Raw genomic sequence first — 15,696 nt, forward strand, 5'->3', positions numbered from 1 at the left:
TCCTGTGTGTTGCACCTCAACCTGGTTGCTAAGGCTTGGGCGTACCCCGGCTTTTGGTGCATGATGCCGGGTAGCCAACCGATCGAGATTTCCCATGCTGGATGAGCTACTTCGACGTGTCAGCAGTCATACGCCAGACATCCTTGAGACGGATCGACGCTTTCCCGAGGCTGCCGTGCTGTTGCCGGTGACGCGCAGCGCAGAACCCGAGCTGGTGCTGACCCTGCGTGCCAGCGGCCTGTCGACCCATGGCGGCGAAGTGGCTTTTCCCGGTGGTCGGCGCGACCCGGAAGACCCTGACCTGGTGTTCACCGCGCTGCGTGAGGCCGAAGAAGAAATCGGCCTGCCGCCGGGGCTGGTCGAGATTGTCGGGCCTTTAAGCCCGCTGGTCTCGCGCTATGGCATCAAGGTCACGCCGTACGTCGGCATCATTCCGGACTTTGTCGAATACCGCCCCAACGATGGCGAGATTGCCGCTGTATTCAGCGTGCCGCTGGAGTTTTTCCGTCAGGACGTGCGTGAGCACACTCACCGCATCGACTACGAGGGCCGCAGTTGGTACGTGCCCAGCTATCGTTATGGCGAATACAAGATCTGGGGCCTGACCGCGATCATGATCGTCGAGCTGATCAACGTGCTGTACGACGCGAAGATCAGCCTGGAGCACCCGCCGCGCCCCGTGAAACGCTGAACATCGACTTATAAGAAAGCCTGAGGACCTGCCATGAAATACCGTCTGGGGGACGCCCGCGTCCAGACCCATCCCGACAGCTGGACCGCGCCCACCGCCACGCTCATCGGCAAAGTGCGCCTTGAAGCAGGCGCCAATGTCTGGTTTGGCGCCGTGCTGCGCGGCGACAACGAACTGATCCATATCGGTGAAAACAGCAACGTGCAGGATGGCACGGTCATGCACACCGACATGGGCTCGCCGCTGACCATCGGTAAGGGCGTGACCATTGGCCATAATGCGATGCTGCACGGTTGCAGTGTCGACGATTACAGCCTGATCGGCATCAACTCGGTGATTCTCAATGGCGCGAAGATCGGCAAGCACTGCATCATCGGCGCCAACTCGCTGATCGGCGAAGGCAAGGTGATTCCCGATGGCTCGCTGGTCATGGGCTCGCCGGGGCGGGTTGTACGCGAATTGACCGATGCGCAGAAAACCATGCTCGAAGCCAGCGCCGCTCATTATGTGCACAACGCCCAACGCTACGCCCGCGACCTTGCGGTGCAGGAAGACGATGAATACTGAAATACCGGCTGAAAAACCTGTGCGCTCGCCCTGCGTGAGCATCTGCGCACTGGATGATGACGATATCTGCACCGGCTGCCAGCGCAGCGTCAGCGAAATCACCGGCTGGAGCCGCATGGACAACGAACAGCGCCGCGCCGTGCTGGTGCTGTGTCACGAGCGGGCCAAGGCCAGCGGCGTGCTCTGGAACTTTTGACCGTGCTCTTCCTGATCGCTTACATCGCCAGCGTCGTGCTGATCAACTTTGCCTTCTCGGCCGCGCCGCACCTGGACATCATCTGGTCGGCCTGGGGCGGGCTGGTGTTCGTCCTGCGCGACATGGTCCAGACCCGTTTTGGCCATGGCGCAATCCTGGCCATGCTGGTCGCATTGCTGCTGTCGTACGTCACCAGCGACCCGACTATCGCGCTGGCCAGCGCCACGGCCTTCGCGGTTTCCGAATGCATCGACTGGCTGGTGTTCACCATCACCCGTCGGCCGCTGCATGACCGCTTGTGGATCAGTTCGGCGCTGAGCATTCCGCTCGATACCTTTATCTTCTTCGGCATGATCGACGCCCTGACAGCGCCGGTGCTGCTCACCGCACTAGGCTCCAAATTCGCCGGTGTCACGGCGGTGTGGCTGATCATGGCCTGGCGCCTGCGTCGTCAGGCGTGCGTGAACTGAACTGACCCCGTAGCACTTCAAGCATGATAAATTGCGCGCCTTTCTCCACAGCGGTTGCCCGTTTCCTGCCGGGTTGCCCTCGACATCTGCTCCACGAGGACCTGAGATGACTCAAATCGGAACCCCACTGTCGCCCACCGCGACCCGCGTATTGCTGTGCGGCAGCGGCGAACTGGGCAAGGAAGTCGTGATCGAACTGCAACGCCTGGGTGTCGAGGTAATCGCCGTCGATCGCTACGCCAACGCCCCGGCCATGCAGGTCGCGCATCGCAGCCACGTGATCAACATGCTCGACGGCGCTGCCCTGCGTGCGGTGATCGAGGCCGAGAAGCCGCACTACATCGTGCCGGAAATCGAAGCCATCGCCACTGCAACGCTGGTGGAACTGGAGGCCGAAGGCTTCACCGTGATCCCGACCGCGCGTGCTGCCCAGCTGACCATGAACCGTGAAGGCATCCGTCGCCTGGCGGCTGAAGAGCTGGGGCTGCCGACCTCGCCGTACTTCTTCGCCGACAGCTTCGAGGATTACAACAAGGCTGTGCTGGAGCTGGGCTTCCCATGTGTGGTCAAGCCGGTGATGAGCTCCTCGGGCAAAGGCCAGAGCCTGCTCAAAAGCGTCGATGATGTGCAGAAAGCCTGGGATTACGCTCAGGAAGGCGGTCGCGCCGGCAAGGGCCGTGTCATCGTTGAAGGCTTCATCGACTTTGAATACGAAATCACCCTGCTGACCGTGCGTCATGCTGCAGGCACCACGTTCTGTGCGCCGGTCGGTCATCGTCAGGAGAAGGGCGACTATCAGGAATCCTGGCAGCCACAGGCCATGAGCCCGGTCGCGCTGGCAGAGTCCGAGCGTGTGGCCAAGGCGGTTACCGAAGCATTGGGCGGCCGTGGTCTGTTCGGCGTCGAGCTGTTCATCAAGGGGGATCAGGTGTGGTTCAGCGAAGTCTCGCCACGCCCGCATGACACCGGCCTGGTGACCCTGATCTCTCAGGACCTGTCGCAGTTCGCCCTGCATGCCCGCGCCATTCTGGGCTTGCCGGTGCCGCTGGTGCGTCAGTTCGGGCCATCGGCTTCGGCCGTGGTGCTGGTTGAAGGCCAGTCGACCCAGACCGCCTTCGCCAATCTCGGCGCGGCGCTGGCCGAGCCAGACACCGCCCTGCGCCTGTTCGGCAAGCCGGAAGTCAACGGCCAGCGCCGCATGGGCGTAGCCCTGGCACGCGACGAGTCAATCGAAGCCGCTCGCGCCAAAGCCACCCGCGCCTCGCAAGCGGTCAAGGTCGAGCTTTAAGCTGCAAGGCTCAAGCTGCAAGCAAGAACTACGCATTCTGCTTGCAGCTTGAAGCTCACCGCTTGCCGCTATGTTTACAGGTCGGTATCGCGGGTTTCTTTAAGCGCCAATACGGCCAGCACGCTGAGCAAGGCTGCCGCCGATACATAGCCGCCCACCCAGCTCAGGCCACCCATGGCCACCAGTTTCTGGGCAAAGAACGGTGCCACCGAGGCGCCGACGATGCCGCCCAGGTTATACGCTGCCGATGCCCCGGTGTAGCGCACTTTGGTCGGGAACAGTTCCGGTAGCAGGGCGCCCATTGGCGCAAACGTCACGCCCATCAAGAACAGCTCGATGCACAGGAACAGGGCCACGCCCCAGGTCGAACCGTGGGTCAGCAGCGGCTCCATCAAAAAGCCTGAAGCAATTGCCAACAGGCCGCCAACGATCAGTACCGGGCGGCGACCGTAACGGTCGCTGGCCAGTGCCGAGATTGGCGTAGCCGCGGCCATGAACAGCACGGCAAAACACAGCAGGCCCAGGAAGGTTTCGCGGCTGTAACCCAGCGTCGACACGCCATAGCTCAACGAGAACACCGTCGAGATATAAAACAGGGCGTAGCACACCACCATGGCCGCAGCACCCAGCAGCATCGGTGCCCAGTGCTGGCTGAAGGTCTCGACGATTGGCAGGCGCACCCGCTCCTGGCGGGCCAGCACCTTGGCGAAGGCCGGAGTTTCTTCCAGGGTCAGGCGCACGTACAGGCCGACCATCACCAGCACTGCACTGAGCAGGAACGGAATGCGCCAGCCCCACGAGCGGAACTGTTCGTCATCGAGCACCAGCGCCAGGGTCAGGAACAGCCCGTTGGCTGCCAGAAAGCCGATCGAAGGCCCCAGTTGCGGGAACATGCCGTACCAGGCGCGCTTACCCTTGGGCGCATTCTCGGTGGCCAGCAAGGCTGCACCGCCCCATTCGCCGCCCAGCCCGAGCCCTTGGCCGAAGCGCAGCAGGCACAACAGCAGGGGTGCCCAGAAACCGATGGTGGCATAGCCGGGCAGCACACCGATCAGCGTGGTGCTGACGCCCATCAGCAGTAACGAAGCGACCAGCGTCGACTTGCGCCCGATGCGGTCGCCAAAGTGGCCGAACAATGCCGAGCCCAGCGGGCGCGCTATGAACGCGATGCCGAAGGTCAGGAACGAGGCGAGCATTTGCGCAGCCCCGGAGGTCTGCGGGAAGAACACCGGGCCGATGACCAGCGCGGCAGCGGTGGCGTACACATAAAAATCGTAAAACTCGATGGCGGTACCGATGAAGCTGGCAGTGGCAACGCGGGTGGCGGAGTTGGCCGGCGGTATGGCGTCGGCGTCATCAACGGTCGTAGTGGTCATGCGAATATCCCTGTTATTACGTTTTTAGTGGGCATGTCCACGGTCGGCCCGGTTGGGCGGCAAGGCAGGGGCGTCGCTGATGGGTGGGGGCGACGCCTGAAAGTGCGTGGGGCAGGCTGAAACGTGGCCGATTACGCGACGTGCGGGTAGCACGCGGATCGGTCGGGGCTGGGTAAGCCTGGGGATTATAGGAAGGGTTTCATTTCTGAAACAAGCGGTAACAGACCTTAGTAGAGTGCCCGGGCCGGGGCATGCTTCCACATCAACACGCGGGTCACGCGGTTGTCCTCGGTTTCGAGAATCTCGATCCTGTAGGGCCCGACCTTGAGGCATGCCGGGCCTTCTGGAATGGTTTCCAGTGCTTCGGTCACCAGGCCATTCAGGGTCTTGGGGCCGTCCGAGGGCAGGTGCCAGCCCAGACTCTTGTTCAGTTCGCGGATGGAGGCGGCGCCATCGACTTGCAGTTGGCCATCCGCCAGTCGGGTAATGTCCGGGTTATCGAAATGCTCGCTTTCGAACTCGCCGACGATCTCTTCCAGAATGTCTTCCAGGCTGATGATGCCCAGCACTTCGCCATACTCGTCGACCACCACGCCGAGACGCCGCTGCTGTTTGTGGAAATTGAGCAATTGCAGTTGCAGGGGTGTGCTTTCCGGAACGAAGTAGGGTTCGTAGCAGGCCGCCAGCAGGTGCTCTTTGGTGAGCTCGCTCTTGGGCAGCAAATGGCTGATCTGCCGGGTATTGAGTACGCCTTGCACCTGATTGATGTCGTTGTGATAGAGCGGCAGGCGTGTGTGCCGGGAAATAATCAGGCGCTCGATGATCTGCTCGATGCTGTCATCCAGATTGATGCCGTCCACTTCACTGCGCGGGATCAGAATGTCGTTGACCGTCATGCGGTCCAGTGCGCGAATCCCGGCCAGTACACCTTGCGGCAGGTCGGTGTCCGCTTCGGTATCGAGGCTGGTGGCAGGCAGCGGTTGTTGCTGGTGCTCGACTTCGCCGCGAGGCGTCGGGCGGGGCTCGAAAGGTCGCAGCAACACGCCGGCGATAGCATCCAGGCTCCAGCTGAGCGGCCGCAGCAGGCGCAATGGCCAGCGCAGCAGGCTTTTGCCCAGTAACAAGGTGCTTAACGGATAGCGAGCCGCCAGGCGACGCGGCAGGTACTCGACGAAAATCAGCATCAGGGCGCTGCTGCCCAGCCAGGCCAGCACCGGACCTTGATAGAACCAGTAGCGAATGGTGATCAACAGGACAATCACCACCATCAGGGTCTTGATCAGCGTATTGCCCAGGATCAGGCTGTCGAGGTCGATGTCAGTCCGGGTGCGTATCTTGCGGCCGTCGGTGCACAGGGTATGCGCGCGTTCCAGCGCAGTGAGCAGCCCCGACCACAGCGTCAACAACGCCAGCACACCGAGCAGCGGACCGATGGGCAGATTATCCATGTGCAAGGCTCGTCAGATGTGCAGGATGAATTCGCGTACCAGCTTGCTGCCGAAATAGGCCAGCATCAGCAGGCAGAAGCCGCCCAGGGTCCAGCGAATTGCTTTGTGCCCACGCCACCCCAGGCGTGTGCGGCCCAGCAGCAGCACGCTGAACACCACCCAGGCCAGGCACGCCAGCAGGGTCTTGTGCACCAGGTGCTGGGCAAACAGATTGTCGACGAACAGCCAGCCGCTGATCAGCGACAGCGACAGCAGGGTCCAGCCGGCCCATAAAAAGCCGAACAGCAGGCTCTCCATGGTTTGCAGGGGCGGGAAATTGCGGATCAGGCCTGCCGGGTGTTTGTGTTTGAGCTGGTAGTCCTGCAACAGCAGCAGCAAGGACTGGAACGCGGCAATGGTGAACATGCCATAGGCCAGGATCGACAGCAGTACATGGCTGAGGATGCCCGGTTCTTCGAGAATGGGCTGGACAGTGCCGCTGGGCACGAACTGGGCCATGAGCACGGTCACCAGTCCCAGCGGGAACAACAGCGCCAGCAGGTTTTCGACCGGGATACGGATCGTGGCCAGCAGCGTCAGGACAATAACGGAGAGGGCGATCAGGCTGGCGGCGTTGAAGAAGTCCAGGCCCAGGCCGACAGGCCGTACCAGTTGCGAATAAAGGCTGAAGGCGTGGGCAATCACCGCCAGGCTGCCGAGCAGGCCCAGCAGCCGTTTGTCGGGCCGGGTGGTCTGGCTCAGGCGAATGCCCTGATAGACGGTCGCAACGGCGTAGAGGCAGGCAGCGGCGAGGCTGGGTAACAGACTGGCTGACAAAGGGGACATAAATCCTGACGGGCGGGCCCTGAAAGGGGCTGAGTGTGGCATAGACCGGCGTTGCACGAAAGAGTGCTACGGCACGACGCTGTACGATGCCGCCTGGCAGTGCAGAGGCGGTCTTTGCGGTGCTGGTGTCCGTGCGCCGGAGTCTCGGCTATAATCGCTGCCCTGTTACAGGCCGCGGGCTCGCCGTGGGCCACTTGTCTCTATCGCGGCGGGGCCGCACCCACCGGGTCGACCAGAGCCTTAAAGGATCGCGCATGTTTGAAAACCTTACCGACCGCCTTTCGCAGACGCTGCGCCATGTCACTGGCAAGGCCAAGCTGACCGAAGACAACATCAAGGAAACGCTGCGCGAAGTGCGCATGGCCTTGCTTGAAGCCGACGTCGCGTTGCCGGTGGTCAAGGACTTCGTCAACAGCATCAAGGAGCGCGCCGTCGGCACTGAAGTGTCGCGCAGCCTGACGCCTGGCCAGGCGTTCGTGAAGATCGTCCAGGCCGAACTCGAAAGCCTGATGGGCGCGGCCAACGAAGATCTGGTCCTCAATGTTGCTCCGCCTGCCGTCGTACTGATGGCCGGTCTGCAGGGTGCGGGTAAAACCACCACGGCCGGCAAGCTGGCGCGCTTCCTTAAAGAGCGCAAGAAAAAGACCGTGATGGTGGTCTCGGCCGACGTTTACCGTCCGGCAGCGATCAAACAGCTCGAAACGCTGGCCAACGATCTGGGCGTCACCTTCTTCCCGTCCGATATCAGCCAGAAGCCGGTCGACATCGCCCAGGCGGCCATCCGCGAAGCAAAACTGAAATTCATCGATGTCGTGATCGTCGACACCGCCGGTCGTCTGCACATCGACGCCGAGATGATGACCGAGATCCAGGCGCTGCACGCGGCCGTCAAGCCGGTCGAAACCCTGTTCGTGGTCGACGCCATGACCGGTCAGGACGCGGCCAACACCGCCAAGGCCTTCGGTGATGCGCTGCCGCTGACCGGTGTGATCCTCACCAAGGTCGACGGCGATGCCCGTGGCGGTGCGGCGCTGTCGGTGCGAGCGATTACCGGCAAACCGATCAAATTCATCGGTATGGGCGAGAAAAGCGAGGCGCTGGAGCCCTTTCACCCCGACCGTATCGCCTCGCGTATTCTGGGCATGGGCGACGTGCTCAGCCTTATCGAGCAGGCCGAGCAGACGCTGGACCGGGACAAGGCCGACAAGCTTGCCAAGAAACTCAAGAAGGGCAAGGGCTTTGATCTCGAAGATTTCCGCGACCAGTTGCAACAGATGAAAAACATGGGTGGCCTGGGCGGTTTGATGGACAAGCTGCCAAGCATCGGCGGCATGAACCTCTCGCAAATGGGCAACGCCCAGGGCGCGGCCGAGAAGCAGTTCAAGCAGATGGAAGCGATCATCGGTTCCATGACCCCGGCCGAGCGCCGCGACCCTGACCTGATCAGCGGTTCGCGCAAACGCCGTATCGCACAGGGTTCGGGGACGCAGGTCCAGGACATCGGGCGTCTGATCAAGCAGCACAAGCAGATGCAGAAAATGATGAAGAAATTCTCCACCAAAGGCGGCATGGCCAAGATGATGCGCGGCCTGGGCGGCATGATGCCGGGTGGCGGCGGTATGCCGAAGATGTAAAGGATGTCGATCCGGCGTTGCCGGGTCGACAGTCCGTCCGATCCTGAGCGCGGCACCGGCTGCGCTCGTTCAATGTGCGAGGGGGACCTTGCGCACTCTGCCTTCGGGCAGCTCTCCCGGCCGTCACCGACGGTCGGACCTTGGCAAATCGTCGGGCGCAGCAAATGCCTGCAGGAAAAAGTCATTTGCATTAGTCAGGATATTCCTTGAGAATATGCGGCCTTTCGGGCACCCGTGCCCGCTGTGCACCTTAGATTTGCAGCACCGACTAACAGGAACGATGTTCAATGCTAACCATCCGTCTTGCCCTTGGCGGCTCCAAAAAGCGCCCGTTTTACCACTTGGCCGTTACCGACAGCCGTAACCCACGCGACGGTTCCCACAAGGAACAGATCGGCTTCTTCAACCCGATCGCTCGTGGCCAGGAAATCCGTCTGTCCATTAACGAAGAACGCCTGAACTACTGGCTGGGCGTTGGTGCACAGACTTCCGAGCGCGTAGCTCAGTTGCTGAAAGAGCACAACAAGGCCAAGGCTGCGGCCTGAACCTTATGAACGCGACGCCTGCATCTGCCGACGGTCTGATCGTCATTGGCAAGATTTTCTCGGTTCATGGCGTTCGCGGCGAAGTGAAGGTTTATTCCTTTACGGATCCGATTGATAACCTGCTGGACTACGGGACCTGGACGCTTCGGCGCGAAGGGCGTGTGGAAAAACAGGTAGAACTGGTCAGTGGACGCTTGCAAGGCAAGTTCCTGGTCGCAACGCTCAAAGGTCTCAACGATCGCGACGAAGCCCGTCTTCTGTCCGGTTGTGAAATCTGTGTGCCGCGCAGCCTGTTCCCCGATCTGGACGATGGCGAGTACTACTGGTACCAGCTTGAAGGCCTGAAGGTCATCGACACGCAGGGGCAATTGCTCGGCAAGATCGATCACCTGCTCGAAACCGGTTCGAACGATGTAATTGTGGTCAAGCCCTGCGCGGGCAGCCTGGATGATCGCGAGCGCCTGTTGCCCTATACGGAGCATTGCGTGCTGGCAGTCGATCTGGAAGCCGGCGAGATGAAGGTGGACTGGGACGCGGACTTCTAAGTGGCCAATTTGCGCATAGAGGTCATTACGCTGTTCCCGGAGATGTTTTCCGCCATCAGCGAATACGGCATAACCAGCCGTGCGGTGAAACAGGGGCTGATGCAGCTGACCTGTTGGAATCCGCGGGACTACACCACGGATCGGCATCACACAGTAGACGATCGCCCCTTCGGTGGCGGCCCCGGCATGGTGATGAAGATCAAGCCTCTGGAAGATGCTCTGGTTCAGGCCAGGCAGGCAGCAGGGGAGGCGGCCAAGGTAATTTACCTGTCACCGCAAGGCCGCAGGCTGGATCAGTCGGCGGTACGCGAGTTGGTAACAGAGAGTGCACTTATTCTCATTGCCGGTCGTTATGAAGGCATTGATGAGCGTTTCATTGAAGCGCATGTTGATGAAGAGTGGTCGATTGGTGACTATGTCCTGTCCGGAGGTGAGCTTCCGGCGATGGTGCTGATCGATGCGGTTACACGGCTGCTGCCTGGAGCTTTAGGGCATGTAGACTCGGCGGAAGAAGACTCTTTTACCGACGGTCTGCTTGATTGCCCGCACTACACCCGACCTGAGGTGTATGCGGATCAGCGTGTACCCGACGTGTTGCTCAGTGGCAATCACGCACATATCCGGCGTTGGCGTTTGCAGCAGTCCCTCGGAAGGACCTACGAACGACGAGCCGATCTTCTGGAAAGTCGCTCACTTTCTGGAGAAGAGAAAAAGCTGCTGGCGGAATACATCCGCGAGCGGGACGATAGTTAACGTATCGATGGCTGATCCGGGAGGATCACCCTTAGGAGCATAGTATGACCAACAAAATCATTCTCGCCCTCGAAGCAGAGCAGATGCAGAAAGAAATCCCGACCTTTGCACCGGGCGACACCGTTGTCGTTCAGGTAAAAGTGAAGGAAGGCGATCGTGCACGTCTGCAGGCTTTCGAAGGCGTCGTAATCGCCAAGCGTAACCGCGGTGTGAACAGTGCTTTCACTGTTCGTAAAATCTCCAGCGGCGTTGGCGTAGAGCGTACTTTCCAGACCTACAGCCCGCAAATCGACAGCCTGGCTGTCAAGCGTCGCGGCGACGTTCGCAAGGCCAAGCTGTACTACCTGCGCGACCTGTCCGGTAAAGCAGCACGCATCAAAGAAAAACTGTCCTGATACAGTTTTTCGATGCATGAAAAAAGCAGCCTTCGGGCTGCTTTTTTGCTATCTGGCGTTCCTTCGATGGATCGCTTGTAGTAGGTTTTGCGCTCTGTTCATTGTAATCGAGCTGTAATGTCTGCCCTGGATCATCCGCTGATCGACCACTTTCTCGATGCCCTGTGGCTGGAGAAGGGCCTGTCCGACAACACCCGCGAGTCTTACCGCAGCGATTTGACGCTGTTCAATGGCTGGCTGCACGAGCGCGGTGTACACCTGCCCGAGGCCAGTCGTGAGGCCATTCTCGATCACCTGGCCTGGCGCGTTGAGCACGCCTACAAGCCGCGTTCTACGGCGCGCCTGATCTCCGGGCTGCGTGGCTTTTATCGTTATTTGCTGCGCGAGAAGCTGATTGCCATCGACCCCACCTTACAGGTCGATATGCCGCAACTCGGCAAGCCGCTGCCCAAATCCCTTTCCGAAGCCGATGTCGAAGCTTTGTTGGCAGCCCCCGACCTGAGTGCCGCGATTGGCGAGCGCGACCGCGCCATGCTTGAGGTGCTGTATGCCTGTGGCCTGCGCGTGACCGAGCTGGTCGGCCTGACCCTGGAGCAGGTCAACCTGCGCCAGGGCGTGGTGCGGGTCATGGGCAAAGGCAGCAAGGAGCGGCTGGTGCCGATGGGCGAAGAGGCAATCGTCTGGATCGAGCGTTACCTGCGCGGTGCGCGTGACGAGTTGCTTAATGGGCGGCCCAGCGATGTGCTGTTTCCCAGTCTGCGTGGCGAGCAGATGACCCGCCAGACCTTCTGGCACCGTATCAAGCAGCACGCAATGGTGGCCGGCATCGGCAAATCCCTGTCGCCGCATACCCTGCGCCATGCCTTTGCCACTCATCTGCTCAACCATGGCGCCGACTTGCGCGTGGTACAGATGCTGCTGGGCCACAGCGATCTGTCGACCACCCAGATCTACACCCATATTGCCCGTGCGCGCCTGCAGGAGCTGCATGCCAGCCATCATCCGCGCGGTTGAGCAAAACGCCCGACAGTCCGGGTCCGTGTTGACGGGCTTATGTGATAGTCTTTGCCGGTTTCACAGAGCGAGGCAGGTGCTACAACGTAGCAAGGCCTCGGCTTTGTCCGTCGTCCCAGGAGTTTTCATGCGCATTCCTTCTTTTTTTGCAGCCATCGTTGTCGCGCTGGCCAGTACTTTCAGCCTGGTTGCCCAGGCCGATGCCGGCGCTGAGCAGGCCATCCGCAAGACCCTCGATACCCTCGAACTCGAACTGCCGGTCGAAAGCATCGCTTCGAGCCCGCTCAACGGCTTGTACGAAGTCAAACTCAAGGGCGGTCGCGTGCTGTATGCCAGCGCCGACGGCCAGTTTGTGGTGCAGGGCTACCTGTTTCAGATTCAGGACGGCAAGCCGGTCAACCTGACCGAGAAAACCGAACGCCTGGCAATCGCCAAGACCATCAATGCCATCGCCCCAGGTGACATGGTCATTTACCCGGCTGTGGGTGCAACCAAGTCGCATATCACCGTGTTTACCGACACCACCTGCCCGTACTGCCACAAGCTGCACGAAGAAGTCGGCCAGTTGAACAAACTGGGCGTCGAAGTGCGCTACGTGGCCTTCCCGCGTCAGGGCCTGGGCTCGCCGGGCGACCAGCAGTTGCAGGCCGTCTGGTGTTCCAAGGACCGCAAGGCGGCGATGGACCAGATGGTCGAAGGCAAGGACATCAAGGCCGCCAAGTGCGATAACCCGGTGAGCAAGCAGTTCCAGATCGGTCAGTCGATCGGTGTCAACGGCACACCGGCCATTGTTCTGGCCGACGGTCAGGTAATTCCGGGCTACCAGCCAGCCGCTCAAGTCGCCAAACTGGCGCTGGGCGCCAAATAATCAATTTTTAGCTGCATGGTCGCGTGCAGCTGTTTTTTCGCGGCCGTCCTCAGGGCGGCTGTTCTATGGGGAGTTCATCAGTGAAACCGGTCAAAGTAGGCATTTGTGGGCTGGGTACCGTCGGTGGCGGTACCTTCAACGTACTTCAGCGCAACGCCGAGGAGATTGCCCGCCGTGCCGGGCGTGGCATCGAAGTCGCGCAGATTGCCGTTCGTACACCCAACCCCAACTGCCAGATTACCGGTATTGCTACCACCACGGACGTATTCGAGGTGGCCAGCAACCCTGAGATCGATGTGGTCGTCGAACTGATCGGCGGCTACACCATCGCCCGTGAGCTGGTGCTCAAGGCCATCGACAACGGCAAGCACGTGGTCACTGCCAACAAGGCGCTGATTGCCGTGCATGGCAATGAAATCTTCGCCCGTGCCCGCGAGAAGGGCGTGATCGTTGCGTTCGAGGCGGCCGTAGCGGGTGGCATTCCGGTGATCAAGGCGATCCGTGAAGGCCTGTCGGCCAACCGTATCAACTGGGTGGCGGGCATCATCAACGGTACCGGCAACTTCATCCTTACCGAGATGCGCGAAAAAGGCCGCACCTTTCCGGATGTTCTGGCCGAAGCCCAGGCGCTGGGTTACGCCGAAGCCGACCCGACCTTCGACGTCGAGGGCATCGATGCCGCGCACAAGCTGACCATTCTGGCGTCCATCGCCTTTGGTATTCCGCTGCAGTTCGACAAGGCCTACACCGAAGGCATCACCAGACTGACCACGGCCGACGTCAACTACGCCGAAGCGCTGGGCTATCGCATCAAGCACCTGGGCGTGGCACGCAGCACCGTGCAGGGCATCGAGTTGCGCGTGCACCCGACCCTGATCCCGGCCGACCGCCTGATCGCCAACGTCAATGGCGTGATGAACGCCGTGATGGTCAATGGCGATGCCTCGGGTTCGACCCTGTTCTACGGCGCTGGCGCCGGCATGGAGCCGACCGCTTCCTCGGTAATCGCCGACCTGGTGGACGTGGTTCGCGCCATGACCTCGGACCCGACCAACCGCGTGCCGCACCTGGCCTTCCAGCCCGACTCACTGTCTGCGCACCCGATTCTGCCGATCGAAGCCTGCGAAAGTGCCTACTACCTGCGCATTCAGGGCAAGGACCATCCTGGTGTGCTGGCTCAGGTGGCGAGCATCCTGTCCGAGCGCGGCATCAATATCGAATCGATCATGCAGAAAGAGGTTGAAGAGCAGGATGGCCTGGTGCCGATGATCCTGCTGACCCACCGTGTCGTCGAGCAGCGTATCAATGATGCCATCCAGGCGCTGGAAGCCTTGCAGGATGTCGTGGGCCCGGTCGTTCGCATCCGCGTCGAACACCTAAACTAAGAGCAGCGGCAAGCTTTTAGCGGCAAGCCACAAGTCGAGCGCCACCGTGCCTTTACTTGCGGCTTATAGCTTGCAGCTTGCAGCTCAAAAAACCGAAGGTTTGAAAAAATGCGTTATATCAGTACTCGTGGCCAAGCGCCGGCGTTGAACTTCGAAGATGTGCTGCTCGCCGGTCTCGCCAGCGACGGTGGCCTGTACGTACCGGAAAACCTGCCACGTTTCACCCAGGAAGAAATCGCTTCCTGGGCCGGCCTGCCGTATCACGAGCTGGCTTTCCGGGTGATGCGCCCCTTCGTGGCCGGCAGCATCAGCGATGCCGACTTCAAGAAAATCCTTGAAGAAACCTACGGCGTGTTCGCCCATAGCGCGGTCGCTCCGCTGCGTCAGCTCGACAGCAACGAGTGGGTGCTGGAGCTGTTCCACGGCCCGACCCTGGCGTTCAAGGACTTCGCCCTGCAACTGCTCGGCCGCCTGCTCGACCACGTGCTGGCCAAACGCGGCGAGCGCGTGGTCATCATCGGCGCGACTTCCGGCGATACAGGCTCTGCGGCCATCGAAGGCTGCCGTCGTTGCGACAACGTCGACATCTTCATCCTGCACCCGAACAAGCGCGTCTCCGATGTTCAGCGCCGCCAGATGACCACCATCAAGGGCGACAACATCCACAACATCGCCATCGAAGGCAACTTCGACGACTGCCAGGAAATGGTCAAGGCCAGCTTCGCCGACCAGGGCTTCCTCAAGGGCACACGTCTGGTGGCGGTCAACTCGATCAACTGGGCGCGGATCATGGCCCAGATCGTCTACTACTTCCACGCCGCCCTGCAGCTCGGTGGCCCGGCCCGTTCGGTGTCGTTCTCGGTGCCGACCGGCAACTTCGGCGACATCTTCGCCGGCTACCTGGCGCGCAACATGGGCCTGCCGATCAACCAGTTGATCGTCGCCACCAACCGCAACGACATCCTGCACCGCTTCATGAGCGGCAATCAGTACGTCAAGGAAACCCTGCACGCGACCCTGTCGCCGTCGATGGACATCATGGTGTCGTCGAACTTCGAGCGCCTGCTGTTCGACATGCACGGCCGCAATGGCACAGCCATCGCCGAGCTGATGGACAACTTCAAGCAAGGTGGCGGTTTCAGCGTCGATCAGGATCGCTGGACCGAAACCCGCAAGCTATTCGACTCGCTGGCTGTTGACGACGAGCAAACCTGCGCAACCATCGCCGAAGTTTTTGCCCGCACTGGCGAAGTGCTTGACCCGCACACTGCCATCGGTGTGAAGGCCGCACGCGAGTGCCGTCGCAGCCTGGACATCCCGATGGTGGTGCTTGGAACTGCGCATCCGGTCAAATTCCCTGAGGCAGTGGAGAAGGCCGGTGTAGGAAAAGAGCTTGTGCTACCTGCACATCTTTCTGATTTATTCGAGCGTGAAGAGCGCTGCACGGTTCTGCCAAATGACCTCAAAGCCGTACAGGCCTTCGTCGGTCAGCACGGCAACCGCGGCAAACCGCTTTAACGGTATCGTCGTGTAACAACTTGAGGCCCGCCATCTGGCGGGCCTTCTTGTTTGCGCATGCCAAACTCTGCCGGTTGAATGGTTTCGGAAGAGTGTGTGGCAGTGAAACAGGCAAGCAGGCAAAGTCCTCTCAGCAAGACCCTCCTGGCTGCGAAAGCGCAGGTCCGGTGGTTGCTGT

At 60.8% G+C, this 15,696-nt stretch carries 17 protein-coding genes; 14 read left to right on the top strand and 3 right to left on the bottom strand.

Going from position 1 to position 15,696, the window contains the following annotated elements:
• The first annotated feature begins 94 nt into the window (after window positions 1-94).
• The 5 genes from ACYP2A_RS23800 to purT all read left to right on the top strand — a co-directional run bounded on the left by ACYP2A_RS23800 (window position 95) and on the right by purT (window position 3,212).
• Window positions 95-691, top strand: coding sequence for a CoA pyrophosphatase (locus ACYP2A_RS23800; protein WP_459748394.1), 597 nt, complete (start codon window positions 95-97; stop codon window positions 689-691).
• 33 nt (window positions 692-724) lie between these two features.
• Window positions 725-1,258 (top strand): gamma carbonic anhydrase family protein, encoded by a 534-nt coding sequence (locus ACYP2A_RS23805; protein WP_459748395.1) that lies wholly within the window; start codon window positions 725-727, stop codon window positions 1,256-1,258.
• Window positions 1,248-1,454: a DUF1289 domain-containing protein gene (locus ACYP2A_RS23810; RefSeq protein ID WP_459748396.1), complete on the top strand. Its 207-nt coding sequence runs from the start codon at window positions 1,248-1,250 to the stop codon at window positions 1,452-1,454. The genes ACYP2A_RS23805 and ACYP2A_RS23810 overlap by 11 nt, the downstream gene beginning before the upstream one ends.
• 2 nt (window positions 1,455-1,456) lie before the next feature.
• Window positions 1,457-1,924, top strand: a complete 468-nt coding sequence (locus ACYP2A_RS23815) for a preQ0 transporter (RefSeq protein ID WP_459748397.1) — start codon at window positions 1,457-1,459, stop codon at window positions 1,922-1,924.
• A gap of 106 nt (window positions 1,925-2,030) precedes the next feature.
• On the top strand, window positions 2,031-3,212 hold the full coding sequence (gene purT / locus ACYP2A_RS23820; RefSeq protein ID WP_459748398.1) for a formate-dependent phosphoribosylglycinamide formyltransferase: 1,182 nt from the start codon (window positions 2,031-2,033) through the stop codon (window positions 3,210-3,212).
• 74 nt (window positions 3,213-3,286) lie between these two features.
• Here the strand turns inward: purT and ACYP2A_RS23825 are convergent, their stop codons facing one another.
• The 3 genes from ACYP2A_RS23825 to ACYP2A_RS23835 form a co-directional block, all read right to left on the bottom strand.
• A complete protein-coding gene (locus ACYP2A_RS23825; RefSeq protein WP_459748399.1) occupies window positions 3,287-4,588 on the bottom strand; it encodes an MFS transporter in 1,302 nt (433 codons plus the stop codon).
• A gap of 227 nt (window positions 4,589-4,815) precedes the next feature.
• Window positions 4,816-6,036 carry a transporter associated domain-containing protein gene (locus tag ACYP2A_RS23830; RefSeq protein ID WP_459748400.1) on the bottom strand — a complete coding sequence of 407 codons (1,221 nt, stop codon included), beginning with the start codon at window positions 6,034-6,036 and terminating at the stop codon, window positions 4,816-4,818.
• Window positions 6,037-6,048: 12 nt separating this feature from the next.
• Window positions 6,049-6,861 carry a cytochrome C assembly family protein gene (locus ACYP2A_RS23835; RefSeq protein ID WP_459748401.1) on the bottom strand — a complete coding sequence of 271 codons (813 nt, stop codon included), beginning with the start codon at window positions 6,859-6,861 and terminating at the stop codon, window positions 6,049-6,051.
• A 254-nt stretch (window positions 6,862-7,115) separates the two neighbouring features.
• Here ACYP2A_RS23835 and ffh point away from each other — a divergent pair, with 254 nt between their 5' ends.
• From ffh to thrC, 9 genes are all read left to right on the top strand, one after another.
• The gene (gene ffh, locus ACYP2A_RS23840; protein WP_459748402.1) at window positions 7,116-8,495 is read left to right on the top strand and encodes a signal recognition particle protein; all 1,380 of its coding nucleotides are present in this window, start codon (window positions 7,116-7,118) and stop codon (window positions 8,493-8,495) included.
• Between the two features lie 287 nt (window positions 8,496-8,782).
• Window positions 8,783-9,040: a 30S ribosomal protein S16 gene (gene rpsP, locus ACYP2A_RS23845; RefSeq protein ID WP_459748403.1), complete on the top strand. Its 258-nt coding sequence runs from the start codon at window positions 8,783-8,785 to the stop codon at window positions 9,038-9,040.
• A gap of 5 nt (window positions 9,041-9,045) precedes the next feature.
• Window positions 9,046-9,585 (top strand): ribosome maturation factor RimM, encoded by a 540-nt coding sequence (gene rimM, locus ACYP2A_RS23850; RefSeq protein WP_459748404.1) that lies wholly within the window; start codon window positions 9,046-9,048, stop codon window positions 9,583-9,585.
• 42 nt (window positions 9,586-9,627) lie between these two features.
• On the top strand, window positions 9,628-10,338 hold the full coding sequence (gene trmD / locus ACYP2A_RS23855) for a tRNA (guanosine(37)-N1)-methyltransferase TrmD (RefSeq protein WP_459748747.1): 711 nt from the start codon (window positions 9,628-9,630) through the stop codon (window positions 10,336-10,338).
• A 44-nt stretch (window positions 10,339-10,382) separates the two neighbouring features.
• A complete protein-coding gene (rplS, locus tag ACYP2A_RS23860) occupies window positions 10,383-10,733 on the top strand; it encodes a 50S ribosomal protein L19 (protein ID WP_056835535.1) in 351 nt (116 codons plus the stop codon).
• Between the two features lie 117 nt (window positions 10,734-10,850).
• The gene (gene xerD / locus ACYP2A_RS23865; RefSeq protein WP_459748405.1) at window positions 10,851-11,747 is read left to right on the top strand and encodes a site-specific tyrosine recombinase XerD; all 897 of its coding nucleotides are present in this window, start codon (window positions 10,851-10,853) and stop codon (window positions 11,745-11,747) included.
• 127 nt (window positions 11,748-11,874) lie between these two features.
• Window positions 11,875-12,615, top strand: coding sequence for a bifunctional protein-disulfide isomerase/oxidoreductase DsbC (gene dsbC, locus ACYP2A_RS23870; RefSeq protein ID WP_459748406.1), 741 nt, complete (start codon window positions 11,875-11,877; stop codon window positions 12,613-12,615).
• 80 nt (window positions 12,616-12,695) lie between these two features.
• Window positions 12,696-14,000, top strand: a complete 1,305-nt coding sequence (locus ACYP2A_RS23875; protein ID WP_459748407.1) for a homoserine dehydrogenase — start codon at window positions 12,696-12,698, stop codon at window positions 13,998-14,000.
• A 108-nt stretch (window positions 14,001-14,108) separates the two neighbouring features.
• Window positions 14,109-15,518 carry a threonine synthase gene (thrC, locus tag ACYP2A_RS23880; RefSeq protein ID WP_459748408.1) on the top strand — a complete coding sequence of 470 codons (1,410 nt, stop codon included), beginning with the start codon at window positions 14,109-14,111 and terminating at the stop codon, window positions 15,516-15,518.
• Window positions 15,519-15,696: the final 178 nt, after the last annotated feature.

It is taken from the genome of Pseudomonas sp. 3A(2025) (assembly GCF_054589175.1).

Coding starts and splice junctions, on each gene's coding strand:
- rpsP (WP_459748403.1), top strand. CDS start 8,783: ATGCTAACCATCCGTCTTGCCCTTGGCGGCTCCAAAAAGCGCCCGTTT.
- ffh (WP_459748402.1), top strand. CDS start 7,116: ATGTTTGAAAACCTTACCGACCGCCTTTCGCAGACGCTGCGCCATGTC.
- ACYP2A_RS23800 (WP_459748394.1), top strand. CDS start 95: ATGCTGGATGAGCTACTTCGACGTGTCAGCAGTCATACGCCAGACATC.
- ACYP2A_RS23825 (WP_459748399.1), bottom strand. CDS start 4,588: ATGACCACTACGACCGTTGATGACGCCGACGCCATACCGCCGGCCAAC.
- thrC (WP_459748408.1), top strand. CDS start 14,109: ATGCGTTATATCAGTACTCGTGGCCAAGCGCCGGCGTTGAACTTCGAA.
- ACYP2A_RS23835 (WP_459748401.1), bottom strand. CDS start 6,861: ATGTCCCCTTTGTCAGCCAGTCTGTTACCCAGCCTCGCCGCTGCCTGC.
- rplS (WP_056835535.1), top strand. CDS start 10,383: ATGACCAACAAAATCATTCTCGCCCTCGAAGCAGAGCAGATGCAGAAA.
- trmD (WP_459748747.1), top strand. CDS start 9,628: ATGTTTTCCGCCATCAGCGAATACGGCATAACCAGCCGTGCGGTGAAA.
- xerD (WP_459748405.1), top strand. CDS start 10,851: ATGTCTGCCCTGGATCATCCGCTGATCGACCACTTTCTCGATGCCCTG.
- dsbC (WP_459748406.1), top strand. CDS start 11,875: ATGCGCATTCCTTCTTTTTTTGCAGCCATCGTTGTCGCGCTGGCCAGT.
- ACYP2A_RS23830 (WP_459748400.1), bottom strand. CDS start 6,036: ATGGATAATCTGCCCATCGGTCCGCTGCTCGGTGTGCTGGCGTTGTTG.
- ACYP2A_RS23810 (WP_459748396.1), top strand. CDS start 1,248: ATGAATACTGAAATACCGGCTGAAAAACCTGTGCGCTCGCCCTGCGTG.
- ACYP2A_RS23805 (WP_459748395.1), top strand. CDS start 725: ATGAAATACCGTCTGGGGGACGCCCGCGTCCAGACCCATCCCGACAGC.
- rimM (WP_459748404.1), top strand. CDS start 9,046: ATGAACGCGACGCCTGCATCTGCCGACGGTCTGATCGTCATTGGCAAG.
- purT (WP_459748398.1), top strand. CDS start 2,031: ATGACTCAAATCGGAACCCCACTGTCGCCCACCGCGACCCGCGTATTG.